This is a genomic window from Streptodolium elevatio (assembly GCF_040649515.1).
Classification (GTDB): Bacteria; Actinomycetota; Actinomycetes; order Streptomycetales; family Streptomycetaceae; genus Yinghuangia; species Yinghuangia elevatio.
Map to the genome: position 1 here is coordinate 36,292 of NZ_JBEZFP010000016.1, position 22,994 is coordinate 59,285.

At 72.9% G+C, this 22,994-nt stretch carries 18 protein-coding genes; 5 read left to right on the plus strand and 13 right to left on the minus strand.

Features of this window, described 5'->3' with window-relative positions:
- Positions 1 to 115: 115 nt before the first annotated feature.
- The 9 genes from AB0C36_RS08955 to AB0C36_RS08995 all read right to left on the minus strand — a co-directional run bounded on the left by AB0C36_RS08955 (position 116) and on the right by AB0C36_RS08995 (position 9,553).
- Positions 116 to 904 (minus strand): hypothetical protein, encoded by a 789-nt coding sequence (locus AB0C36_RS08955; protein ID WP_358351411.1) that lies wholly within the window; start codon positions 902 to 904, stop codon positions 116 to 118.
- Positions 901 to 2,064 carry an NlpC/P60 family protein gene (locus AB0C36_RS08960; RefSeq protein ID WP_358351413.1) on the minus strand — a complete coding sequence of 388 codons (1,164 nt, stop codon included), beginning with the start codon at positions 2,062 to 2,064 and terminating at the stop codon, positions 901 to 903. Before AB0C36_RS08960 ends, AB0C36_RS08955 begins: the two co-directional genes overlap by 4 nt.
- A gap of 4 nt (positions 2,065 to 2,068) precedes the next feature.
- The gene (locus AB0C36_RS08965; RefSeq protein WP_358351416.1) at positions 2,069 to 2,269 is read right to left on the minus strand and encodes a hypothetical protein; all 201 of its coding nucleotides are present in this window, start codon (positions 2,267 to 2,269) and stop codon (positions 2,069 to 2,071) included.
- 100 nt (positions 2,270 to 2,369) lie between these two features.
- Positions 2,370 to 3,260, minus strand: a complete 891-nt coding sequence (locus tag AB0C36_RS08970; RefSeq protein ID WP_358351419.1) for a hypothetical protein — start codon at positions 3,258 to 3,260, stop codon at positions 2,370 to 2,372.
- A complete protein-coding gene (locus tag AB0C36_RS08975; protein WP_358351422.1) occupies positions 3,257 to 4,750 on the minus strand; it encodes a putative type IV secretion/conjugal transfer ATPase in 1,494 nt (497 codons plus the stop codon). The genes AB0C36_RS08970 and AB0C36_RS08975 overlap by 4 nt, the downstream gene beginning before the upstream one ends.
- Before the next feature lie 122 nt (positions 4,751 to 4,872).
- The gene (locus tag AB0C36_RS08980) at positions 4,873 to 6,378 is read right to left on the minus strand and encodes an SCO6880 family protein (RefSeq protein WP_358351425.1); all 1,506 of its coding nucleotides are present in this window, start codon (positions 6,376 to 6,378) and stop codon (positions 4,873 to 4,875) included.
- A 47-nt stretch (positions 6,379 to 6,425) separates the two neighbouring features.
- Positions 6,426 to 8,129: a hypothetical protein gene (locus AB0C36_RS08985; protein WP_358351428.1), complete on the minus strand. Its 1,704-nt coding sequence runs from the start codon at positions 8,127 to 8,129 to the stop codon at positions 6,426 to 6,428.
- Positions 8,126 to 8,986 (minus strand): DUF8175 domain-containg protein, encoded by an 861-nt coding sequence (locus AB0C36_RS08990; protein WP_358351431.1) that lies wholly within the window; start codon positions 8,984 to 8,986, stop codon positions 8,126 to 8,128. The genes AB0C36_RS08985 and AB0C36_RS08990 overlap by 4 nt, the downstream gene beginning before the upstream one ends.
- A 216-nt stretch (positions 8,987 to 9,202) precedes the next feature.
- On the minus strand, positions 9,203 to 9,553 hold the full coding sequence (locus tag AB0C36_RS08995) for a hypothetical protein (RefSeq protein WP_358351434.1): 351 nt from the start codon (positions 9,551 to 9,553) through the stop codon (positions 9,203 to 9,205).
- A gap of 330 nt (positions 9,554 to 9,883) precedes the next feature.
- Here AB0C36_RS08995 and AB0C36_RS09000 point away from each other — a divergent pair, with 330 nt between their 5' ends.
- The 3 genes from AB0C36_RS09000 (at position 9,884) to AB0C36_RS09010 (ending at position 13,318) form a co-directional block, all read left to right on the plus strand.
- Positions 9,884 to 10,999, plus strand: coding sequence for an SCO6880 family protein (locus tag AB0C36_RS09000; RefSeq protein WP_358351437.1), 1,116 nt, complete (start codon positions 9,884 to 9,886; stop codon positions 10,997 to 10,999).
- Positions 11,000 to 11,093: 94 nt separating this feature from the next.
- Positions 11,094 to 12,857, plus strand: coding sequence for a type IV secretory system conjugative DNA transfer family protein (locus AB0C36_RS09005; RefSeq protein ID WP_358351440.1), 1,764 nt, complete (start codon positions 11,094 to 11,096; stop codon positions 12,855 to 12,857).
- Complete coding sequence (locus AB0C36_RS09010; RefSeq protein WP_358351443.1) at positions 12,854 to 13,318, plus strand: DUF4913 domain-containing protein; 465 nt, start codon at positions 12,854 to 12,856, stop codon at positions 13,316 to 13,318. The genes AB0C36_RS09005 and AB0C36_RS09010 overlap by 4 nt, the downstream gene beginning before the upstream one ends.
- A gap of 114 nt (positions 13,319 to 13,432) precedes the next feature.
- On the opposite strand, the gene AB0C36_RS09015 is transcribed toward AB0C36_RS09010, so the two are convergent.
- From AB0C36_RS09015 to AB0C36_RS09025, 3 genes are all read right to left on the minus strand, one after another.
- Positions 13,433 to 14,308, minus strand: a complete 876-nt coding sequence (locus tag AB0C36_RS09015; protein ID WP_358351445.1) for a hypothetical protein — start codon at positions 14,306 to 14,308, stop codon at positions 13,433 to 13,435.
- 80 nt (positions 14,309 to 14,388) lie between these two features.
- Positions 14,389 to 15,423, minus strand: coding sequence for a hypothetical protein (locus tag AB0C36_RS09020; RefSeq protein ID WP_358351447.1), 1,035 nt, complete (start codon positions 15,421 to 15,423; stop codon positions 14,389 to 14,391).
- Entirely contained in the window at positions 15,420 to 18,206 is a 2,787-nt protein-coding gene (locus AB0C36_RS09025; protein WP_358351450.1) for a helix-turn-helix transcriptional regulator, read from the minus strand. The genes AB0C36_RS09020 and AB0C36_RS09025 overlap by 4 nt, the downstream gene beginning before the upstream one ends.
- A 299-nt stretch (positions 18,207 to 18,505) precedes the next feature.
- Between AB0C36_RS09025 and AB0C36_RS09030 the strand changes: the two genes are divergently transcribed.
- Together AB0C36_RS09030 and AB0C36_RS09035 are read left to right on the plus strand one after the other, a co-directional pair.
- Entirely contained in the window at positions 18,506 to 19,603 is a 1,098-nt protein-coding gene (locus AB0C36_RS09030) for a hypothetical protein (protein ID WP_358351453.1), read from the plus strand.
- 172 nt (positions 19,604 to 19,775) lie between these two features.
- Positions 19,776 to 20,669, plus strand: coding sequence for a helix-turn-helix domain-containing protein (locus AB0C36_RS09035; RefSeq protein WP_358351456.1), 894 nt, complete (start codon positions 19,776 to 19,778; stop codon positions 20,667 to 20,669).
- Positions 20,670 to 20,675: 6 nt separating this feature from the next.
- Here the strand turns inward: AB0C36_RS09035 and AB0C36_RS09040 are convergent, their stop codons facing one another.
- Positions 20,676 to 22,967 (minus strand): transglutaminaseTgpA domain-containing protein, encoded by a 2,292-nt coding sequence (locus AB0C36_RS09040; RefSeq protein ID WP_358351458.1) that lies wholly within the window; start codon positions 22,965 to 22,967, stop codon positions 20,676 to 20,678.
- Positions 22,968 to 22,994 lie beyond the last annotated feature (27 nt).

Below are 22,994 nucleotides of genomic sequence, written 5' to 3' on the forward strand. Positions count from 1 at the left end.
TGGGCTACATCGACAATGACGCGTGCTGGGGTGACCTTCGCAGCAGGGCGTTGTGGCTGCGCGGGGTGTGGGGTTGAGGGGCGGGTGGGCGTGCGGGGGCTGTTTCGGGGGTGGGCTACATCCTCACCTGGAGGTACGTGACGGCCCAGGGGGCGCCGTCGGCGCGGGACAAGGAGATCATCACGGTCTGGGTGAGCGGGGTGCCCTTCCAGCCGTCGCGGCCGACCGGTGTGGCGGTGACCTGCAAGGTGTGCACAGACGTGTTCGTGGTGTCCGGGGGCCGGCCCATCTCGTCGGCGAGTTCGACGGTGACGGACACGTACGCCCGGTGCGCCGCCCACTCCCGCCATTCCGCGCCTGGCCCGGCCACCGGTGGATCGCGTCGCAGCTGGGCGGCGAACTCGGGGGTCAGGTACGGGGCCGCGCGCAGGGACGCCTCCCGTTCGCCCGCGTCGGTGGTGGTGTCGGACGCCCACATGGTGACGACGGCCGCGCGTGCGGTGGCCACCGCGTCCGCACGGTTCACTTCGCCCGCAGCCGGGACGCCGGGCGGCGCCGGGGCGGGGCTGCGCACCGGGAGCGGCTGGGCGGAGGCGGACAATTCGGGGGATGGTGTGGCCGGGGCTACGGAGGTGGTGGCGGGCACCGGGCCTGGCGGCGAGCCGACGGTCCCGGTGGGGCCGCCGCCGCCCGGGGGGAACGGGGTCACGCTCCCGGTCGCGGCGCCGTGCACCGGGAACGGCCCTGTCGCGAACGCAGGTTCGGTCGGCGGCGCGGACGACGGCGATCCGGACGAGCATGCCGTCAGTCCGCTCAGCGACGCGACGGACAGGACGAGCGCGGCGGCTGCCGTGCCGAGCGTGGTCCGGCTGCGGATCTCCGCGGGGTTCCAGGCGGTTCTCATACCGGCTCCGTGTAGCCGTTGACGGTGTAGCGGCGGATCATCCAGTCCTTGTCGTCGTAGATGGAGGCCGGCGAGATCCGCACGCGCAGCGGGTCCTGCGGTGCCTCGATGATCTGGTTGTTGCCGATGTAGATGGCGATGTGGCTGTACTGGCTGGTCCCTTTGTTCCGGTAGGCGATCACGTCGCCGGCGCGCATGTCGTTGCGCGCGACCGGGGCGCCGTACTGTGCCTGCGCGTTCGCCGGTGGGCTCATGATGAGGCGCTGACCTTGCGGCAGGTGCTTGGTCGCCTGGTAGAAGACGAACTGCACGAGACCGGAGCAGTCGAATCCGGTCTCGCCCTCCGCGTTGGGGCGGTCGCGCGAGCCGTTGTCGGGGCCGTTGATGCTGCCGCCGCCCCACACGTACGGCAGGCCCAGTTGTGCGTGCGCGATGCGCAGCACGTTGGCGACAAAGCTCCCCACCGCGACCGGGTCCGCGATGGGGGCCGGGAGCGGGGCGGAGTATTTCTCCAGCAGCTTGAGGATCTTGACCACATACCTCTGTGTCTCGGCGTAGGGAGGTATGCCCCGGTGGATGCGCACGCCGCACGGTCCGGCGTTGTACGCCGCGAGCATCAACTCCAGGACATCGCCCCGTACTTCACCCGCGACGGGCGCCTGGATCAGGCGGCCCAGCCGCTCGTCGAAGCAGCGCAGCTTCCAGGTCCCGTTCTGCATCTGCTTGATCTCGGCGGCGAGTTGGCAGTCGTAGCGGGCCTGGGCCATGATCGCGTCCGCCGGGTCGAACGGACTGACTCCGTTGCCGTTCTCGTCGCGGCCGAACGTGGCCCAGGTGCCGGGCATGAACTGGCTCAACCCCTGCGCTCCCACCGGGCTCACCGCGTTGGGGTTCCACGACGACTCGGCGTCGATCTGGGCGGCGATCAGCGCCGGGGAGACCTCGGCGCACATGGCACCCGCCTTCTCGATCCACGAACGATGGGCCACCGGGACGACGTCGACCGCCAGCACGCCCGAACGCCCGGTGCTGGCCTGCCGTTCCACCTCGGCTTCCCGGTAGGCCTCGGCGGCTTCGGGGATCCAGGTGCAGGACCCGAGGAAGAACGCGACGACGGCCAGGACCCCGAGGAAGGGCCCGGCCAGAAGCATGGCTCGCATGGCGTCAGCCGCCGAACGACTTTTCCTTGCCCATCGCGACGCCCTGGGACGGCGCCCGGGCCGGGGCGCTGACCAGCGCGGCGATGGGTTTGCGTACCTCCGACACGACCTTGGCGCCGACGTCCCCCGCGGCGGTGACCAGTTGGGTCAGTCCGGCCACCGCCACGGTGACCATCGGCGCCGTTCCTTCGTGGATGCCGGCCATGCGCGTTCCTCTCTCGGGTCATCGGGCGTTCGGGGTAAGTACGGGCGGCCTCAAGCGCGTTCAGGAGTCGGTGCGGAGGAACTGCGTGCGGGCGAGGCGTTCAGGCGAACAGGAAAAACTGGGCGAGTGCCGTCGACGAACCGGCGAGCACCGATGCGGCCAGGACCACGAAGGCCCCTTGCGCCGTCTCGCCGACGCCGCGGGATCGGGCGAGCGCGAGGCGGCCGGCGGAGATGAGGATGCCGACGACGCTGGCGCTGAGGGCGATCCACGTACCGACGGAGAGCAGTTCGCCGAGCGGCTTGGTGACCCCGGGAGGTGCGCTGAAGTCGGTGCGGCTGTACTGGTTGCTGTCCATACGCGGCTTGACGCGGTACGCCCCGGTGAGCACCGGATTGTCGGTGTCGCACTGCGAGATGACCGCGCCGTCCTGGGCGTCGTTGTAGGGCGGCACGTTCTGCGGATCCGAGCGCGACAGGTCGTCGATCAGCTTCCGCCACTGGGTGCACACGCCCTGCGCGCGTTCGGTGCGGAGGCCGTGCAAGTTGAGGCACTGCCGCCGTTCGAGGCCGTTGCCGCCGCGGAAGGTGTCGCAGGGTTCGTCGCGGAGCTTCGCGAAGTCGACGCTGCCGTCCGGCGAGCCGTTGCGGGCGGCCCAGCGCCCCAGGCTCATGTCGTCGTCCTTGTCGTTGACCCAGTCGCTCTCCCTGGTGGTCGGCCGGAACCCGCTGCCCTGCTTGCCGTTGCGGCAGTACCAGAGGAACCGGCTGCCCGCGGTGTCCTCGGGTACGAAGAACGAGTCGTCGCGGCCCGCGCATTCGTGCATGTCGTCGTCGGCGGGCAGCAGGTTGGGGCGGGCGGGCGCGTCGGACCCTCCGACCGCGCCCGCCGCGGTACCGACGCCCGGTCCGACCGCGGGCCCGACGACAGGGCCGACGACCAGCACCGCCACCAGCGCGGCGAGCACCGCGGCGGCGCGCGTACGGCTCACTTGGCCCACCGCCGGTTCGTGTCGTTGATGGCGAGTTCGGCCTGTGTGAGGGTGACCGCGACCGGGATGCCGGGACGGCCGCCGACCTTGACCATGAACTTGCCGAGGCCGGGCGGGGCGGACTTGCGTCCGGTTCCGGCGTCCCACGACGGCGGCGTCGCCCAGTCGACGATCATGCGCTGCTCGGCGTCCGTCATGCCCACGACGTCGGTCAGCTGCGGCATTTCGGCCCGGGGCAGGCCGCCGCAGATCACCATCCCGGCGCGCTCCACGAAGCCTTTCGCCTTCATGCGGTCCTCCTCGGCGCTCAGCGCGACGAGGTCGGACATCGTGTGCGTGATCATGGCCATGCCCACGCCGCGCTGCCGGTTGAGGCGGGTCAGCGCGTCGACCCGGTCGACGAGCCCCCGGCCCGCACGCAGCACGCGCCACAGCTCGTCCAGGATCACGAAGTAGTTCCGCTGCGGTTCGAGGCCGGCGTCGGCCAGCGCCTGGGCCACCGAGATGGCTCCGAACCCGTACGTCCAGCAGGCCAGCAGCGCGGCGGCCTGCAGCTGCATCTCGTTGTCGTCGAGGCTGCTGATGTCGAAGCAGACCGGCCGGTCGCGCCGCATCGGCTCGGTGGTGGGCTTCGAGAACATCGTGCCCATGCGGCCGCCGCCGACCAGTCCCACGAGCGAGGCCTCCAACTCCTCGGTGATCGCCTGGTACCGGGTCATGTCGTCGCGGTCCAGCGCCGCGGCCCGGACCTCCGGCGGCGCAGACCTGATGACCGCGAGCAGGTCGGCCAACACCGGTACGCCGTCGTGCCGTTCGTCCAGGATCCGCAGGGCGGTGTTGAGCACCGTCTCCTCGCGGTCGGTGGGGGCGTGGCCGCGCAGCACGGTGATGAGCGACGCGACGGCGTTGAGCCGCCGTCCGTGCGCCTCGGCCAGCAGGACCTGGCGTGCGGAGGCGGGCAACCGCGGTGCGGCGTCCACGACTTCGCCGGGGTCGAGGATGTTGAGGTAGCCGCGTCCGTGGCCCAGGGTGATGACCTGGCCGCCGAGCGCGTGGATGAGGTCGACGTAGTCGGGCTTGAGGTCGCCGAAGACGAGCGGCTGCACGCCGTACCCGGACAGTCCCAGCGCCTGCCGCCGGACGATCGTCGACTTGCCCAACCCCGGTTTGCCGAGCACGAATTCGCTGGGGTTGAGGATGAGGTTGGCGCGCTGGAACCAGCTGATCGGATCGCAGCACAACGTCGCGGCGCTGGTGAGGGTGTGGCCGATCGGCACGCCGGTGATGGGTGTTCCCGAGCCCGCGCCGAACGGCCAGAGTCCGCAGGCCTGCACGGTCGTCGCGCGCCATTCGGGGGCGGCCTCGATGTACGCCGCCGAGCCGCGGCCCCATCCGTCGTGCCCGCGCGCCGGGGGGACGAGGCCGCCCCCCGCGCCCGGCAACCCGACGCCCGGCATGCCGCCACCCGGCATGCCGGCGCCTGGAACCACACCGCCCGGTCCTTCGCCCGCCGGCCATCCGGCGGCACCGGCCGCGGAGCCGCCGCCCTTCCGGCCCCCGCTCCCCCACCAAGTCCTGCCCCGGCGCCGTCCCGGAGCCGCCTCGAAGGCGGTCATATCGACTCCCTGAGCTTCTGCGGTACGTGCAGGTGCGACGGCAACACCAGGCCGAGCGGCAGGGTCGCCGCGAAGGCCGTGGCCTGCGCGCCGAAGACGCGGCGGAGCAGGACGCGCGACGACGAGGCGAGGCTGTCCACGGTCGACGCCGCGAGCTTGAGCGCCTCGGCGGAGTCGACAGTCGCGGTCACGAACATCCCGAAGCGCACCACGCCCGCGCCGGTGGCCTCCTCGTGGGCCGCCTGCTCGGCGGCGCGTACCGCCACCGAGTCGCGCGCGTTGGGGATCTTCGCCTGCTTGGCCTTGAACAGCGCGTCCTTGCGGTCGCGTTCCACGAGCCGGGCGGCGGTGCCCGGATCGTGCGGCCGGTAGACCAGGGTGACGCGCTTGCGCAGGATGTCGGCGTGCGGCAGCACGAGACGCAGCAGGATCGAGGAGAACACGCCGCCGCGCGGGGCCTCGGACATCGACCAGGTCACCGACCAGCCGCTGTCGTGCCGGTAGTGGTCCCACGCCTCGACCGCGCTCATCGGGCCGGTCTCCGACCAGGGGATCTCCTCGCCCTCGCCGTGGCTGCGCTCCAGCGTGGCCGCGGCGCGCGGGTCGTACGCGACGCGTACGGCCTCCGCCAGTTCGCGCGACGTCATGGGCTGGGCAGGGCCCGCACCCGTCATCTGCAAGGCGTCGCACAGCCCCGGCAGCCGGGACCCGATCCCGGCGGCGACCTCGTCGACGGACATGCGGGCGCCGCTGATGCGGGAGACACCCGAGTAGGTCAGGGCCACCCACGTGGACAGCCTGGCCGAGCCCTTCGGGTACGAGCGCACCACCTCGCGCAGCACGTCGATGGCCACGGTGGGGGCGTCGGCGGCGAGGTTGTCGGTCACCTCGCGGCGCAGCCGCTCGCCGGAGTCCGGTGCCGCCTCGATGGTGACGGACGCGCCGACCAGCCCGGGTTCGTGGCCGAGTTGGCCGAGCCACTGCCCCCAGTAGCCGACCCAGGTGTCGATCTGGTCGCCGTCCACGAGCGAGGCTCCGTCGGCCTCGCAGGACAGCACGACAGTGTGGTGGCCGACCCCCGGGAACGACACCAGGGCGAACGGGCGGCCGTGCGCGTCGGTGGACGCGTACACCGAGGACGCCGCGCCGACACCGGGCAACTCACAAGTCCCCGACGGGATTTCGCTGAGCGGGCCGGAACGGAACAGGTGCTTCCCGGCCAGCTTCCCGCGGATCCAGGCGACCCGCGCGGTGATGCGCTGGAGGCCGTTCCTGCCGTGCTTGTCGCGGAACACCAGAGGCAGCAGGGCGATTCCGAACACCACCGCGACGCCGACGGCCATGACCATCGACACGAACATGACGATGATGAACAGCAGCATCCCGGTGAACAGCAGCAGGGTGCCCGCCGCGCCGATGCCGCCGATGCCGGGCGACAGCGGTTTGCGCCAGTTGCCGTACGTCCGCGGTCCCAGGGGTTCCGTGGTGGGGGTGGAGTCCATGACGGGTGCCTCGCCTTGCCGGGTAGGGTCCGTTCCGCCGCGCCGGGCTAACGGCGGATGATCTTGCCGACGACCTTGGTGGCGCCGCCCACGGCCTTGGCCCCGGTGACGAGCATGCCGCCGGCGAGCGCCGCGTTGGCGCCGTCCGATCCGGCGGCCGGGCTCACGATGGGCGTGACGATCCGGAGCAGTGCCGGGAGCAGGATGGTGATGAGCATCAGCACGAACACCCCGCGGAACTGCATCTCGGTGGTGAGCGGGTCGTTCGTCTGCGGCGCCCACATGCGCGCGCCCGCGACGAAGACGAGCACGGTCGCGGGTTTGAGCAGGATGAACGCCGCGAGGTACGACAGGTGCCCGCGCATCCAACTGCGGCCCGCCTCCGTGTTGGTGGCGGCGGTGGCCAGTGGCAGCGTGCCGGTCAGCACGATGACCATGAAGAACGCCACGGTCATGTAGAAGTAGTTCATCAGGCTGCTGGCGATCAGGCACACGACGACGATCAGGAAGACGAAGAAGTTCAGGTTCGAGTCGGAGATGGCGCCGGTGAGCGTGGCCAGCGCCTCCTTCGTGGCCTTGCTGGTGTTCTCCGGCGTGATCTCCTGCGGGTTGCTCGGGTCCAGGCCGCGGATCAGCACCCACGACGAGAAGTAACTCGAGGCCCGGACAAGCGCGTTGACCACCATCACGGACAGGCCCGAGACGACGATCAGAGTCGCGATGCTGCGCAGGACGTCGCGGGCGGGCGTCGCGTCGCGGGTCAGCGCCATCCGGACCGCCGCGATCAGGATCGAGACGATCACCAGGAAGTACGTGATGACGTTGGTGTGCCGGACCAGGAAGTCGACGTTCTGCTCCAGCTTGTAGCCGGTGTCGTTGTTGATGACCGGGTCGGGCGAGTTGACCCACCAGGTGGAGACGGTGGCGGCCGCGGCGCCGAGGTTCACCTTCGTCCACGCGATGGGGTCGTCGAGGAACTTGATCGACGGGTCGTACCCGGCGGTGGTGACCGGCCGCGAGTCGCCTCGGTCGCACGCGGCGGCGGCCACCGTGCCGCAGGCGCTCGGCTGTTCCGGGGTGCGCTCGCCGTACTTGAAGTGGTCGTGGAACGCCTTGGTGGCGGCCCGGCACTTCTCCAACAGGCTGGTCGGCCCGCCGCCGGGCAGGCGGTCCTCCGGGCACAGCGACTTGTTGCGGTCCTCGGGCTTGTTCGGGTCGACGCGCGGGTCGACGCAGCTGATCTTGCGCTGCGTCCGCGGTTTCAGGAATTCACAGGGACTGCTGGCGTCCGCGTTCTCGTTGTTGTTTCCCCAGAACGAATCCGGACCGTACGTGTCGCTTTTCGGGGCGACCGCGCGTTTGTCCGTCTGACCGGCGCACTGCTCGGTGCACAGCCCCGCCCAGGATTCCTGCTCGGCGACCAGGTCCTTGTACTCCTCGGTGCCCGACGTGAAGTTGAACCAGGGCGGTCCGCCGGAGATGTTGTCGGGCTGCCACCACCCGTTGATACGCTCGTTCTTCTCGTTCCGCAGCACCACCGAAGTCGACCAGTTCTGCTGCGGGCAGACGTAATACCACTGCGATCCGCTGATGTTCATCGGGATGTAGATGCACGAGTCCTCGTATTTGAGGTCGGACGGGCCGGTCTCCTCCGCGGTCGCGCTCGGGACGGAGCCGGGCAGCAGCCCGAGCAGGAGTCCCAGCACCAGCAGGACGAGCACGGCCTTCGCGGAGCGACGCGCGCCGGTCATGCGTCTCCCCATTCGACGTAGCCCTCAGGGCCGGTGGCGATCTGCTCCATGAACGCGTCCGAGCCGTCGTCGCGCATCTGCAGCTTCCAGTCCCCTTCGGCCCACAGCACGGTGTGGACGCTCGCCCGCAGTTCGCCGTTCGACATGCGGAAGAGCAGGGCCACTGCGGCGGACTGCGGGGAGTAGCTGACGAATCTGAAGCCGGCCAGCCGGGCCAGTCGGTCCGCGGCCGGCGGGACCACCGAGTCGACGGTCGGGCCCGGCTGCTGCTCGCGCAGCCGCACGTACGCGTCCCGCCCCGGACCCGGCACCACCTGCCGCTCGACCAGGCTGCGCCAGTCGGGCGCGACCGGATGCCGGATCACGATGTTCGCGGCGGCGAGCAGCGCGCCCGCGGGCGTCGGGGCGAAGCAGCGCGCGACGCTGCCGACCCGCTCGGCCGGTCCGGCCATCCGCGACAGCGGCACCATGAGCCCGCGGTAGTCCACCCATTCGATGTGCGACGGCACCTTCGTGGGCTGCGCGGTCGGGCTGTCCTGGAAGGCCGGGCACGAGCCGTCCGAGGAGGCGGCGGGCCGCGGCGGAGGCACCGTCACGCCGGGGGCCGCCGGATTGGGCGGTGGGGTGGGAGAGGTGCCGCCGTCCCCCGCGCCCGCGACGGGGCCACTGCTCCCGGCGGGATCGGCCGCGGCCGCCCGCGGAGCGGTCGTGGTGACGTCCACGATCAGCAGCACCGCGAAGACCAGCACGATGACCAGCACCAGCGCGGCGCCGATGAAGCCCGGCTGGGCGAGTGAACCGCGATCGGCGCGCCACGCGCCGTCCGTGGCGCGCTCGCCTCGCCTGCGACCGAACAAGGGGATCTCCGTCTTCCACTGGGGGAGTTGCCGGGACCGGGGCGGATCCCGCCCGACGGCCGAAAGAGAGCGCGCGCGAGAGCACCCAGGGCGCTCGCGGGAATGCGCGCGGGACGCCTCGCGGGTCAACGCGCGACGACTCGCGGGAAGCTCACAGGCAGGCCCGAGAGGCTCATGGGCGGGCGCCGGCAGGCGCGGGAAGCCGCCCGCCGTCCGTCAAGGTCCGGCGACGATGCCGACGATCGCCGAGGCAGAGCCGACGATGACACACGCGGCCATGGGCATCAGCAGGCCGGGAATGTGCACCTCGCCGCCGGTCTTGTGGGCGTACGCCATGCGTCCGGCGGTGGCCAGGAGCCCTGCCACGCACAGCCCGAGGACGATCCACGACCCGAAGGCCAGGAGTTTGGAGAATCCTCCGGTGAGGCTTTCCGGAATATGCGCCCCGCCGGGTTCCAGAATCGTTTTCGAGTTGTCCGGCGGCGGTGGAGCCGGGGGCGGCGCAGGCGCCATGGGCGCGCCGAGCGACACGTCCCACGAGATCCAGAGTTTCAATAGCGCGTCCATATGACCCACCCTGCGCGAAGTATCGGCCTTGCCCGTGCGTAAATGCGGTCCGGTCGCTGACCCGTCCAGTGTAGGAACGCCCCGAGCAGGCTTGATTGGACAAACGCGCCACAATTCCGGGGTGTACCACGGGATTTGCCCGAGGCATCTTGACGAACTCGGGCGAGGGGCCGGATGGTGGGCGGCACGGCGCCCGCAACTCCCCCTCGGGGCCGATGTTTTCCTAATGCGTCGGCACGGCGCCCGGCCCGTCTGGAGTGCACCGCCGCGTGCATGCGGGTCCGGGCCGACCGCGCCGCCCGCGAGAACGATCGGCGGAGACATCCTGCGATGACGAACCGTGTCAAGTCCCCGGGTGCCGAGCGCACCGGGCCCGCGCGCGACGCCCCCCGCCGGGCACGGGCCGTCGAGGCCACGCCCATGGGTGCGGTCCGGCTGCCCGGGCTCGCCTTCGCGCACCGGCTCGTGGCCGCACGGGACGCCTACGGGCGACCGTACGCGCTGCTCGCCGCCACACCCGGCACGCACACCGCGGTGCTCACGGCGGAGGGCGGCGACACGCTCGGGCCGGGCGCCACCGGGTCCGGGCGTGCCGGGCCCGAGCGTGCCGGGTCCCCATCCGCTTCCAAGTCGGCCGTCTCCGCACGGGCCGTGTCCGAGTGGGCGGAAAACTGGACGGAGGTGATCGCGTCATTGGGCGACCATCCCCACCTCGTCGCCGCCACCGTCGCGGTCCGGGTCGACCCGACCGGCCTTCGCGGCCATGTCGGGCTGACCTGGCGTACCGCACCCGAGGGACGCCGGTCCCGGTGGCGCCTCGGCGGGACGGGGGCCGTCGAGGCGGCCGCCATCGTCGGCGCAGCGCTGCCACGAGTCTGCTCCACCCTGGAATCCGCCTTGGACACGGCCGTCGTGCCGCTGACCACCCAGGCGCTGAGCGGACTTGTGCGCAGCGCGTACGACCCGAGCGTCGCCCGCATGGTGGACGCGATGCCGGCCTCGGCCGCGGAGGGACCCAAGTGGGGCCAGGCAGCGCCGCGTTCGTCTCTGGACGCCTGGGACCACCTGGCGCACGACGGATGCGCCTCCGTCACGTGGGTCATGTCGGGCGCCCCCGACCACGAACCGTTCGCCGGCCTGGTCGGGGACGGCCTGCCGGGTGCCACGACCACGCGGCTCGCGCTGTTGCACCGACGCCCCGTCGCGGGCCACGCCCCACCGCACGGCGGCTCACGGGCCATGCGCCCGACGACACTTCTGACCGCGACGTACGCGACGGTGCGCCAAGCCCGAGACGCGGCGCTGGACCACTTGTCCCTGGGCACGCAGGTCCGACTGCGCCGTGCCTACGGCTGCCAGGCGGCCGCGTTCGCGGCCGCGCTGCCGCTCGGCGTCCAGGTGCCCACCGGGCTGCGGCCCCCGCAGACCCCGCGGCACGTCCCGTGAGGTACGCCGCACCGCCGCCCCACCGCGGCACCCGAACCACCCGAACCACCCGCACCACCCGCACCACCCGCACCGGCTTCGGAAGGATCCTGCGATGAGCGCCACGACCCGTCGCCGCGGGCCGTACCCGTTCAGCGAACTCCACGTGCTCCTGGGCCTCGTGGTCGTCGCTTTCCTCGGCTGCGGGGTGGTCTGGCTGGGTGCCTACCTGGCCACGCCGGCGGGTGCGCCGAAGCCGCCCGCGTCGCCCATCACGATGATCTGGCACCTGCGCAACGGCCGTTACACGTGGCCCGGGGCCAAGGCCACCTTGTACGCGTCCCTGCTCGGCGCGGCCTTCCTCAGCTCGGCGCTGATGGTGGGGGTGTCGGTCCTGCTCCGCAAGCGTCGCCGGGTCAAGATCGACCGCGCGATCCCGTACTTGGCCAGGCCGCGGGACCTGATGGCCACCACCACGCGGGGCGTACGCGAGACCGCCGACAAGATCGGCTACGGGCATGTGGACCCTCCCGGTGTCGCGGTGGGCCGCCTCGTGCGCGGCGGCCAAATGCTGTGGGGTTCCTGGGAGGACATGCACGTCGACATCTGGGGACCGCGTACCGGGAAGACCTCGGCGCGGGCCATCCCCAACATCGTGGCGGCCCCCGGCGCCGTCGTCGTGACGTCCAACAAGCGCGACGTCGTCGACGCCACCCGGAACTCGCGGGCCCGCCGCGGGCGCGTGTGGGTTTTCGACCCGCAGAACCAGGCCAACGAGCCGCCGTCCTGGTACTGGGACCCGCTGGAGTACGTGAACGGCAAGATCACCCTCGCGGTGAAGACGGCGAGCCGCATCGCGTCCATCAACCGCGCCGAACACGTGCGCAGCGACGCGTACTTCGAGCCCGCCGCGGAGGAGCTGCTGGCGAACCTGCTGCTCGCCGCGTCGCTGGACGGACGGGTGATCACCGCCGTCTACACCTGGCTCACCCGGCCCGCGGACGACGCCCCGGTACGCATCCTGCGCGCGCACGGCCACACGCTCTCGGCCGACTCGGTGCTGGCGATCGTGAGTTCGCCCGAGCGGCAGCGCGCGGGCGTGTACGGCACCGCCGCGCAGATGGCGTCGTTCCTGACCGCACCGAGCATGACCGAGTGGGTGACACCCGGCAGCGACCCCAGCCGACCCCGGTTCCGCTACAAGGAGTTCGTGCGCGACGCGACCGACAGCCTGTACCTGCTGTCGGAGGAGACGAACAAGATGGCGGCGCCGCTGATCACCGTCTTCACCGCCGCGCTGGCCGAAGAGGCGGAGAACCAGGGCACCGCCGGGCCCGGCGGCCGACTGCCGACCCCCATGCTTTTCGTCCTCGACGAGGCCGCGAACGTCTGCCCGTGGAAGGCCCTGCCCGACAAGTACTCGCACTTCGGATCGCGCGGCATTGTGATGATGACCATCCTCCAGTCGTGGGCCCAAGGGGTGTCCGCGTGGGGCGAGACCGGCATGGCGAAGCTGTGGGGCGCCGCCAACGTGCGCGTGTACGGCGGCGGCGTACTTGACACCAAGTTCCTCGCCGATCTGTCTTCCGCCTCCGGGGTGTTCGAGCCGCACACCGTCGGCGTCAGCTACTCCACCAGCGACGTCTGGAAGCGCAACATCAGCACCGGGTCCCGCTCCGAACCGGTGCTGGACGTCCCCGACCTGGCGTCGCTGCCGCGCGGACGCGCGTTCGTGCAGGTCAGCGGAAGCCCGCCCGCTCTTGTGCGGACCGTGCCGTGGTGGGACGGCGACCACGCCACGGAGATCCGCGCATCGCTCTTGGAACACGGGCCGGCGCCTCGCACCGAGGCGGTTCCCGGGAAGGCGAGTGCCGCATGATCCTGGTAGCCGAACCGGCGGACCCGGAACCGGCTTTCGACTCGTTGGAGGCGTTCGTACGCGACTACCTCGCGGAGGTCCTGCGCAGAAGGCTCAACCGGGCCACCGCCATCTGGTGCCCTGCCTGGTGGAAGCACCCGGAGGCGATCGCCCGGCTGTCCGTGTTGTGGCGCTCGTTCGAGCACATGCGCGGGGATCCGGCCGTGGGCCTGTCGCGTTGGTGGCTGGACCACGCGGACCCGCACATGCGCCAGTTGATGGACCCGACGTACGGGCCCTTCGCCGCCTGCGACCCGGAGAGCGGCCACGGCGAATTCCCGCCCGAACCCCTGCCGTTGCTGCCCGCACCGCCGGAGGTCGCGGAGCACCCCATGCTCAATGTGCTGCCGTCGCCGGCCGGGCGCGCGGCCGGATCCACCACCAAGGGGCCCACGACCACGGGCCTGGCTTCAGCCGACTGACCTGCCTGGCCTGCCTGGCCTGCCGGCCTGGTCCAACTGTTCCGAGTACTCCGAGTGATCCGACCGGTCGGTCGGTCCGGCGCGTGATGCGGCCGCGGGGCCGGGACCCGTGTGCTAGAGCAGCCGGTCCCGGGTCTGCTCCAGCCTCGCCCGGGCGACGTGGGCGCGCGGGGAATCGGTGATGCCCAATGTCTGGTAGGCGGCGACGAGTTCGCATCCGAGGCCGAACGCCTGATCCGGGTCGTCGACGTGGCCCCAGCTGTAGTGCGCACATTCGGTGAGGCCCAGGACCCACCCGTCCACCGCGGTGCGCAGCCGGAACCAGGCGAGTGCCGCATCCGTGTACAGGCGGGTGGCGCGTACGGCATCGCCTTCGAGGAACGCCAGATACGCCCGGATCTCGCCGAGGGCGACGGCCTCCTCGGCATCGGCGTCCGGCTGGAGCTCCGCCAGCAGGCGGAGCGCCGCGGGGTGGTCGCCCGACTCCGCGAGACCGCGTACCTGGTCGAGGACCTGTACGTGGTGCACGCCCGGCCGAGGCAGCGACGGGTCTCCGGTGACCTCGGACGGGTGGGCGACGGCCCGGACCGGGCCGGCCGAGCCTGCGCTCGCGGGCACGAACTCCGGTTCGTGTCGCGGAGGTTCCGCGTATGCCGCCGGCGGCCTCGGGAGTTCTTCGGTAACCGTGCTCCTGCGCCGCCGCAGCAGGCCGCGCCGCTCGGAGGCGGCCGGTACGGGCGGCCCCGCCTCGGTGACCGCTCCGGTGGGATCGACGATGAGCGGGAACAGCGTCCCGTCGGCCTCCCGGGCATCGACGCGGACCGGACGCCCGAGCCCTTGCGCGGCGTGGGCGGCCCGGCTCATCGCGGCGTCCCTGGCATCCTCGCCGGGACCGTGGACGACGGGTTGGCCGTCCACCTCGGCACGCCCGTCGGGCGACATCCGGATCGTCACCACCGGCCAGTCGGGGACGGCCGTTTCGTCGATCATCCAAGGGCTCCCGTCGGCATCGCGGGCTGGCAGAGGTGGGGCGGGCGGGACTTGCCGTCGCAACGGACCGCCGACAGGCGTCAGCGGCAGACCGGGTCGGCGCGTATGGGCGTGACTCCCGTCGGGCCGCGGACGAGTGTCGCCACGACGACGCACCCGTCGCGGGTCATGGGCGGGGCGGCGAAGACGGCCGAGGTCTCCCCCGCGGACACCAAACGGTGTTCCAGGACGGCGCCTTCGCGGCTCTGCGCGACGACCATGAAGCCCACCGCCTCGCCGGCTCGCTCGGGTGGCTGCCAGGTGACCTGGACCTTGTTCTCGAAGCCGCTGAGGGCCAGGGTCCGGGGCATGTACGCGGACGCCGGCCCGGGCGGTGCCCCGGCGGGCGGCGGTTGCGCGGCCGACTGCGGGGGGCCGTTCGGGCGCTTCGCGGTCTTCTCCCCGTCGCTGCCGAGCACGAGGGCGGCGGCCACCACGGCGGCGACGGCGGCGACGCCGCCGAGGATCCAGAGGAAGCGGCGGCCGCTCGACGAGTACACCGGCGGATCTTCGGCACCGTCGAAGGCCCACGCGAACGACCGCTCGGCCTCCGCGGGTGCCGGGCCGCCGCCCCTGCCGTCGTCGCCCGGGTCGAGGTGATCGGGGCGTTCGGGGCCGTCGCTTCGCGGGGTCCCGGCCCAGTAGGGCGGATTGCTCGGCGCAGCGGTGGACCGTCCGCCGTCGGACCACCACAGCGGGATCCGGAGGGACACCTCGGCCGGTACGGCGTCGAGGTCCGGCGGCGCTGCCGCATCGCCCGGCGGTGGCGGCTCGCCCGGTTGTCGCGGCTCGACCGGCAGTTGAGCCTCGACCGACGGGTCCGGTTCAGCCGCCGGGCCGACCTGGTGCGGCGATTCCGCCTCGGCCCCGACTGCCGCCACGAGCGCCGAACCCAACTCGGGTGCCGACTCGGGTCCCCGATCTTGTCCCGGATCGAGCGCCGGATCGAGCGCCGGATCGAGTCCCGGGTCCGGCGGCGGCACCAACCGTCCCGCGGACCGGCGCCCCGCCGGCCCGCGCTTCTCCAGCGACACGTCGACCCGTACGTGCCCCTCCGGCTCGTCCCACGGCGTCACGTCGGCGGTACCGCCCGCAACTGAGCCGCCAGTTCGGTGCGGTTGGCCACACCGACCTTGGCGTACACCCGCGACAGGTGCACCTTGACCGTCGCGCGCGCGATGACCAGGCGCTCCGCGATCGCGGGGTTGAGCAACCCGTCCGCGGCCAGCCGGGCGACGGCGGTCTCGGTCGCGGTGAGGCTCGCCCATCCGCGGTCGGCCCGGACGCGCTTGCCGCGCGTACGGCGGAGGTATCCCGCGACGTCGTCGAGCGTCATGCCGGCGCCTTGCGCGTACGCGGCCTCGCGCTCGGACGCGTCCAGCGCCGTGTCGATCGCCCCGCGCACCGCCGCGTAGGCGGCCTGGCGGTACGGCTCCCGCACGGCACCGCCCGAGGCGTCCGCGGCCGCGACGAGGCACGCGGCCTGCGCCGGACGTCCGCGGGCCACCGCGATCTCGCCGAGGAGGTCCAGCGCGGCGACGGCATGTGCCGGCATCCGCGCCGCGAGGCCGATGCCGAACGCCTCCCGGGCACGCATCTCCGCGCTGCCCGCGTCGCCCGCGGCCAGGTCCGCGTGTGCCGTGCCCAGCGTCGCGGTGGCCTCGGCCACCCGGTTTCCCAGGTCCCGAGCCAGGATCCGGATGCCCTCGGCGTGGCGCCGGGCGGCCGCGGTGTCCCCTTCGGCGAGTGCCGCGCGCATCAGGATCTCCAGGCCCCGCCAGGCCAGGGCCGCGCTGCCACCGCGCTCGCGCTCGTACAGTTGCATGCCGGTGGCACGGGCGGCGGCAGTGTCCCCCGCGGCGAGTTCGGCGCACCCTCGGGCGTGCAGGAGTACGCCGACACCCCACGGCACCGGTTCGCTCTCGCAGCGGGCCAGTTCGGCGGCGACGAGGGCCGCCGCGCGTTCCGGGTCGCCTTCGTCGACCGCGGTGAGCGCGAGGATCTGGACCGCGCCGTTGTGGCAGAAGGTGCGTACGTCGCAGCCGCCTCGCCCCGGTGTGTCCCCGCCGGTCAGTTCGAGCACCCGCTCGGCCGACGCCCTTGCCCTGGCCGGGTCGTGCCGTGCCCTGGCCTCGTGGGCCTGGCACCACAGCGTGAGCGCTTCGATGTAGTCGAAGCCGAAGATGTAGGCGAGGCTGGCACTTTCCTCGGCGGCCTCGCGCATGGCCGTGTAGTCCTCCTGCCACATCAGACTGAGCGTCAGGTTGACGAGCGCGTCCCCGAGGACGACCGGGTCGTACGATCGGCGGGCCAGGTCGACGGCCTCGCGCATCACCGTCTGCGCCTCACGGGCGCACGTGGCGGCCAAGCTGCTGCCGAGCCGGACCAGTGCGTGCGCCCGGGCCCGGGTGTCACCGGTCAGGCTCGCGGAATCCACCGCGGCGACCGCGTACGCGTGGGCGTCCGAGACGTTGCCGAGCCAGAAGAGCAGCGCCGATTGGTTCGCCAGCACGACGGCGCGCGCCGGATGCGGCGTGCCGGGCGCGGCCTCGAGGGCGCGGGCCGACGCCTCGGCCGCGATCGTGAGGCGGCCGGTGACGCGCCAGTAGAAGCCGAGCGCGGCGGCGAGGCGCAGCGCGTCCTCCGGGTGGTGTGCGCAGGCGTGTTCCAGGGCGGCGTGGAAGTTGGCGGAGGCGTCCTCGAGTTCCTCGCGCCCCTGGAAGTCCAGGACCCACTGTGCGGCGTCGGCGCGCTCGGCCAGCTCGACGTAGTAGCGCAGATGGCGGTCGGCGGACGGGACGCCCGCGACGGGGTGCACGGCCGGGTCGTGCGCGGAGTACACCTGCTCGCGCGCGTAGTCGCGGATCGGCAGCAGCATGCGGAACCGTTCGCCGAGGGGCGTCTCGCGGCGTACGACCAGAGACTTGGCGACGAGGGCGCGCAGGTGGCCCGGTACCGCCTCGGGGGGCAGGTCGTCGTCCGCACAGACGGCGATCGCGGCCTCTTCCGACCACTGGCCCCGGAACTGCGACAGACGCCGGAACAGCACCCGCTCGGGGATCGACAGCAGTGAGTAGCTCCAGTCGAGTGATGTGCTCATGGTGCGGTGCCGGGCGTCGCCGCCGCGGCGGGTGGCGGAGAGCATGTGCAGGTTGAGGCCGTCGGCGATCTCGTGGACGGTGAGCATGCGGGCGCGCGCGGCGGCCAGTTCGATCGCGAGCGGGATGCCGTCCACCGCGCGCACGATGCGGCGTACGTCACCGACCACGGAGGGTGAGACGTCCAGCGTGCGGCGGACCAGGCGCGCGCGGTCGATGAACAGGCGGACCGCCTGGTTGTCGTGGCCGCCCGCACCCTCTGCCTCGGAGTCCACCGCGAGCGGTTCGACGTGCCGCACGGTCTCGCCCTCGGCCCGCAGCGGTTCCCGGCCCGTGGCGATGATCCGCACGCCGGGGCAGTCGGTGAGCAGTGACTCGGCGACCCGGCGTGCCTCGGCGGTCAGGTGCTCGCAGTTGTCGAGGACCACGAGGACCTCGCGGTCGCCCAGGAGTTCGGTGAACGACCTGGGCGGCAGGCCGCGCGCCTCGGCGCCACGCGTGGCCGCTCTCAGGACCGCGTCCTCCAGGCGGCCGTGCGAGCAGATCGGGGCGAGGTCGACCAGGACGACCTCCTGGCCGCGGTCGGCGCGCAGCCGGGCGACGCGCATCGCCAACCGCGTCTTGCCGATGCCGCCGGGGCCGACGAGGCTGACCAGTCGCGCTCCGTTCGCGAACACCCGGGCGATGTCCGCCAGTTCCCGTCGGCGTCCGACGAAGCTGGTGGCGGAGTCCCGGTGCCGTAGTACTCGGTCCCCGTTCACGTCGGCTCCGCCGGTGCCCGGTCGAATGTGCGCCGCTGTACCGCTGTGCGTGTCGAAGTGGCCACAAGAGTCCCCGCATCCCCGTTGCGTCGATTCCCCTTCGGAATCGTAACGCCAATCTTCCCCCGGGATTTCTGGAAAAAGGCGCCATCATTCCGTGGGTTTACCGGGCGGTTTGCCCGAGGCGAATATCGGCGCGTATTTACACGTCCGCCGGGTGCCCGGCGCACATCATGGATTCCACGCCGTACCAGGCGTGTTCGCGATGCGGCCGACGGGCCGGCGGGTTGGGGTGGGGAATGCAGGGGCGCGAGTCCGAGTACCGCATGCCGGAATGGCTGCTGGGCCGCGACGAGATGATCGAGGCGTGCGCGGCCCGGGACATCGGGGCGGTCTTCCGGCTCGCGAGGCGGCACACCGGTTGTTACAACAGCAGGCTCGCACGGCTGTGCGGGCTGACACCGAGCAGGGTGGGCGAGTACACCTCCGGGCGGTCGCACGCGCAACAGCAGCAGGTGATCGAGCGGGTCGCGGACGGCCTCGGAATTCCCGGGCACATGCTCGGCCTTGCGCCGCGTCCCTGGGAATCGGGTGACGTACCGGCGCTGCCCGCACCTCGCGTGCCCCGGATCGGCGGGGAGCCCACCGGTCCGCCGTGGCCCGGGAGCGGGGAGCACGAGGGCGCCGCGTCGGGCCACGACACGGCCCTGGCGGACGCGTTCGACGTCGGCTTCGCGGAGAACGCCGAGAAGGTCGTCGAACTCAGCACCGAAGTCGCCCTGGACATCGCGGTCGGCGGCCACGCCCGCGTCCTGTACCGGCACGTGCTGCTCAACCTCGGTGAACGGCCCATGGCCAGGTTCGCGCGGCAGGTGTGGTTCGAGCAGACCTCGGGGCGCATCTCGCTGGTTCCGGTACGGTCCCCCACCGCCGGAACCGCGCCCTCGCACGCGGTGACCATCCGGCGGGTCCACGAGACGGAGACCTTCCTGAAGTTCGCGTGCCTGATCACCCCGCCGCTCGCGCCCCGGGAGTCGTTGGTCTTGCAATACCTGTGCACCGGAGGGTTGTTCGTGAACGACCATTACTGGCGGCAGGACATCGTCCGGCCGACCAAGCAGCTCCAGTTGACCGTGCGTCAACTCGGGGTCGCCACACTGCGCGGTTGCGACGTGTTGGAGGAGCAGGCCGACGGCCGGGAGGCGCCGTCGTCCTCGGGTGTGGCCTGGACGCACCGCGAGGACGGCACGGTGCTGATCACCTGCTGCCGGGCCGACCTGCACGCTCCCCGTGCGCTCACCCTCCGCTGGGACGTGGCGGCCGCGGGGCGTCCGGCGGCCGAGGGGCCCGTGGCCGCGCCCGACGGGTTGCCGATCGGTACGCCGGCCGAGGCGTAGGCGGTGCCGAGTCGCCGGGACGCCTGCCGGACCCGGGCAAGTCCTGGGTAACGGCCTCGGCCTCCCGGCATCGGCCCCGGCGCGCGAAAACTGGCTCGCGGCGGGGCCCGCGCATCCGGGCGGACGGCCTCCGCCGCCCGTGCGGGCCCGCCCTGTGCAAAGGACCGCCGCGATGCCCTCCGCCCGTCCGAACGACCGTGACTGGACCGCGACCAGCGACCGGGCGGTGATCGGCGTCAAGGGCGCGGGTCCGCGCTCGGAACGGGGGCAGCCCCCGACGGACGATCCGTGGCTCGGCCCGTGGGCGTACGCCGCCTGGGACTTCGCCCCGGCCGAACGCCGGCAGGCCGTCGTCCTCGGCTACCCGGTCCCGCACCTCGTGGTGTCCGGGGACCGCGTCGCCGTCGCCGGCGTGTGGACCCGGCGCCACACGCACGAACTCCGGGGAACCGGCAGCGTTCTGGCGGTCGAACTGCGGCCGGGCGCGCTCACCGCCCTGTTCGGCGACCGGGACGCCTCGGCGCTCGTCGACCGCGTGATGCCGCTGGCGCACTGGACGGGCACCGGAGACGCCGCAGCCCTGCGCGACGCCCTAAGCGCATCGGCCGGCCCCGGAGACATGGTCGCCGTGCTCTCCGAACAACTGGCGCGATGCCGCGGCCGCGAACGCGAGCCAGTGTGGGCCCGCGACGTCCTGGAGGCGGTGCTCGCCCCCGGCCGGAACCGGCAGGTGCGCGAGGCGGCGGACCGGCACGGCCTGTCGATCCGGTCGCTGCAACGCTTGTTCCACACGCACCTCGGCACCGGGCCGAAGTCGGCGATGCGCCGCTGCCGCATCCTGGGCGCGGCCGCGGCGCTGGTGCGCGCGCCGGATCCGTGGACGCGGGTCGCCTCCCAGTTCGGCTACTTCGACCAGCCGCACTTCATCAACGACTTCAGCCGCAGTCTGGGGGTCACCCCGGCCGCCTTCGCCGCCGAATGCCGGCGGGCCCGTACCTCGGGCGACACCGCCGTGCAGCGGCTTCAACCGCGCGGGCGCCCGTCGGCACCGCGTCCGGTGCCGTGACCCGCCTCAGGACCCCGCCCGTTTGCGGTCCGCCGCGGCGGCGCGGTGCACGGCGTACGTCCGCGCCAGCGCGCCGAAGCGCAGCCGCCCCAGCACGTCGGCGGCCCGGGCCCGGCGGCTCCCGGCCAAGGCCGGGCCCAGGCCGCCGCGCACGGTCTCGGCGTGGCGGGCGCAGTCGTCGACCACGCGCGGGGAGGCGTCCTGGCCGCCGAAGGAGACCGCGTCCACGATGCCGGCGAGGGCCAGTGCCGCGGACCCGGCGGACTCCCCGAGGCGTTCGGCGGCGAAGCCGCCCACCTCGGTCGACGTCGCGCTGCGCGGCACCGGCGGCCCGACGCGGCCCAAGTCGTCCAGTACTTGGTCCCAGGCTCCGCGGACGCGCCAGCGCGGCGAGCCGCGGGCCCGCCGCCGACGTACCAGTGCCGGACCGGACAGACCGACCACCACATAGCCGCCGACGAGCAGCGCGGCGGCCGCCGCGGCGGCCAACACCGGTGCTGCGCCGAGTCCTTCGTCGCCGCCGTGCGGAGCCGACGCGGCGGGCGGGTGCTGCTCGTCCTCGATGGCCCGGTCCACCTCGTCCCGGCCGGGCGCCCGGTCGGCGGCCGGGGGCGGCGCGGCCGGGACGGGCGCGGGCATCGGCACCTCCTCGGTGGGCGGGGCCACCGCCGAGGTCGTCGTGCCGACTCCGGGGGTCGGGAAGAAGGGCACCCAGCCGACGCCCTCGAACTGCACCTCGGCCCACATCAGTACATGGCCGCCGCGCACGGGTGTGGCATCCCGGGTGTCGGCCTCGGGCACCCGGAAGCCGACCACGACGCGGCTGGGCAGCGCGAGCGTGCGGGCCAACAGCACGAAGGCGGTGGCGAATTGCTCGGGAGTGCCCTGCTTGCTGGTCCCGAGGAAGTACTGGATGTGCCGGTACGAGTGCCCGGGGATGGCCTGCGGGTCCAGCGCGGCACGGGCGCGCAGCCAGGCGGCGAGCAAGACGGCCTGCTGGTACGGGAATCCGGCGCCCTTGGTGGCTTCCTGTGCATAGCCGCGCAGTTCGTCGACCACGGGGATCGGGGCACCGGAGGCGTCCCGATCCGGGAGGCGCAGCGCGGCGGCTGAATCGCCCGCGGCGGCGTACTCCACGGCCCGCGGATCGTGCGCGACCGGTCGGCTGGTCACCTGGTAGCGCATGCCGGGGTGCAGGGGTGTCGTGCCCGCCAGGACGCCGGTGTCCGGGTCCACCGCTACCGCTTCGTCGGCCGCGTCCACGCGCAGCGGTCGGTCCGCGGCCGGGAGGAAGACCCCGGTCAGGTCGCCGACCACGACATCCTGGCGCAGGGTCGGGCCAAGGTTCGCGGCAGCCGAACTCGCGTGCGCTGCCGGGGGGATGCGACCGCCGGTGGGCTGGAAGGCGTCGCTCGGCAGCCACGAGACGCCGTCGAAGTCCTGCATGGCGGCGAGCCGGTAGAGGGTGCCGCCGGGGGTCGGTGGCGGTCCGGTGACGGTGAAGAGCAGCGTCTCGGGCTGCTGCAGCCACGAGGAGATGTAGGCGAGCGGGTTCGTGCCGCGCACGGTCAGCGGCTTCGGGGTGTCGACGTGCGTGCGGGGGTCGAACGCGTGGCGGCCCGCGCCGGGCAGCAGCGGCGCCACGACGGTGGCGGGGACCGCGAGGAGCACCGCGAGCAGGGCGGCCGCGACGGTCTGGCCGCGACGCCGTACCGGCCCGCGCAACGCCGGTACGACGACGGCGACCGCGCCGAACGCCGCGACCAGCGGCAGGGACGCGCCCGGGGCTCCGGTCGCCAGCAGGATCGCGCCGACGAACAGCAGCGTCGCGGGCAGTACGGGAAGCGCGGAATAGCCGGTACGCAGAACGAGTTCGGCACCCACCGCGGCGGCGGCCCAGACCGCCGCGGGGACCAGGACCGTCCCGCCGCTTCCCGCCGGCACCGGGGTGACGGTGGTCAGGGCCTCGGACGGCGCGTCGGCGAGGCGGTGGAACAACTCGGCCGCCGCCCCCGGGGTGGGCCAGATCCCTCCGGCGAGGTGGTCGCGGGCATATCCCGCGCATCCGGCGGCCACCGCGATGAGGACGCTCACGGCCGCCGCGACCGGCGCGGGTGCCCGCACCCCGCGGTGCAGCGCCGCCGCGAGGAGTACGGGGACGGTCGACGCCACCAGGGCGGGCACGAGGACTTCGGACAGCCCGTAGACGCGGTGGAACGCAAGGCCGACGGCGAACGCGAGCATTCCGATCGGAATCAGCGCGGCCACGCCTCCACGGGCATGGGTTTCGGCCGACATGTCAGCCCCTTTCCTGGCGTGTCAGCT

Bases quoted from the DNA above. Each gene is read 5' to 3' on its own strand.
- AB0C36_RS09035 (WP_358351456.1), top strand. From the start codon at position 19,776: ATGCCCTCCGCCCGTCCGAACGACCGTGACTGGACCGCGACCAGCGAC.
- AB0C36_RS08980 (WP_358351425.1), bottom strand. From the start codon at position 6,378: ATGGACTCCACCCCCACCACGGAACCCCTGGGACCGCGGACGTACGGC.
- AB0C36_RS09000 (WP_358351437.1), top strand. From the start codon at position 9,884: ATGACGAACCGTGTCAAGTCCCCGGGTGCCGAGCGCACCGGGCCCGCG.
- AB0C36_RS08960 (WP_358351413.1), bottom strand. From the start codon at position 2,064: ATGCGAGCCATGCTTCTGGCCGGGCCCTTCCTCGGGGTCCTGGCCGTC.
- AB0C36_RS09015 (WP_358351445.1), bottom strand. From the start codon at position 14,308: ATGATCGACGAAACGGCCGTCCCCGACTGGCCGGTGGTGACGATCCGG.
- AB0C36_RS08965 (WP_358351416.1), bottom strand. From the start codon at position 2,269: ATGGCCGGCATCCACGAAGGAACGGCGCCGATGGTCACCGTGGCGGTG.
- AB0C36_RS08985 (WP_358351428.1), bottom strand. From the start codon at position 8,129: ATGACCGGCGCGCGTCGCTCCGCGAAGGCCGTGCTCGTCCTGCTGGTG.
- AB0C36_RS09010 (WP_358351443.1), top strand. From the start codon at position 12,854: ATGATCCTGGTAGCCGAACCGGCGGACCCGGAACCGGCTTTCGACTCG.
- AB0C36_RS08995 (WP_358351434.1), bottom strand. From the start codon at position 9,553: ATGGACGCGCTATTGAAACTCTGGATCTCGTGGGACGTGTCGCTCGGC.
- AB0C36_RS08955 (WP_358351411.1), bottom strand. From the start codon at position 904: ATGAGAACCGCCTGGAACCCCGCGGAGATCCGCAGCCGGACCACGCTC.
- AB0C36_RS09005 (WP_358351440.1), top strand. From the start codon at position 11,094: ATGAGCGCCACGACCCGTCGCCGCGGGCCGTACCCGTTCAGCGAACTC.
- AB0C36_RS09040 (WP_358351458.1), bottom strand. From the start codon at position 22,967: ATGTCGGCCGAAACCCATGCCCGTGGAGGCGTGGCCGCGCTGATTCCG.
- AB0C36_RS09030 (WP_358351453.1), top strand. From the start codon at position 18,506: ATGCAGGGGCGCGAGTCCGAGTACCGCATGCCGGAATGGCTGCTGGGC.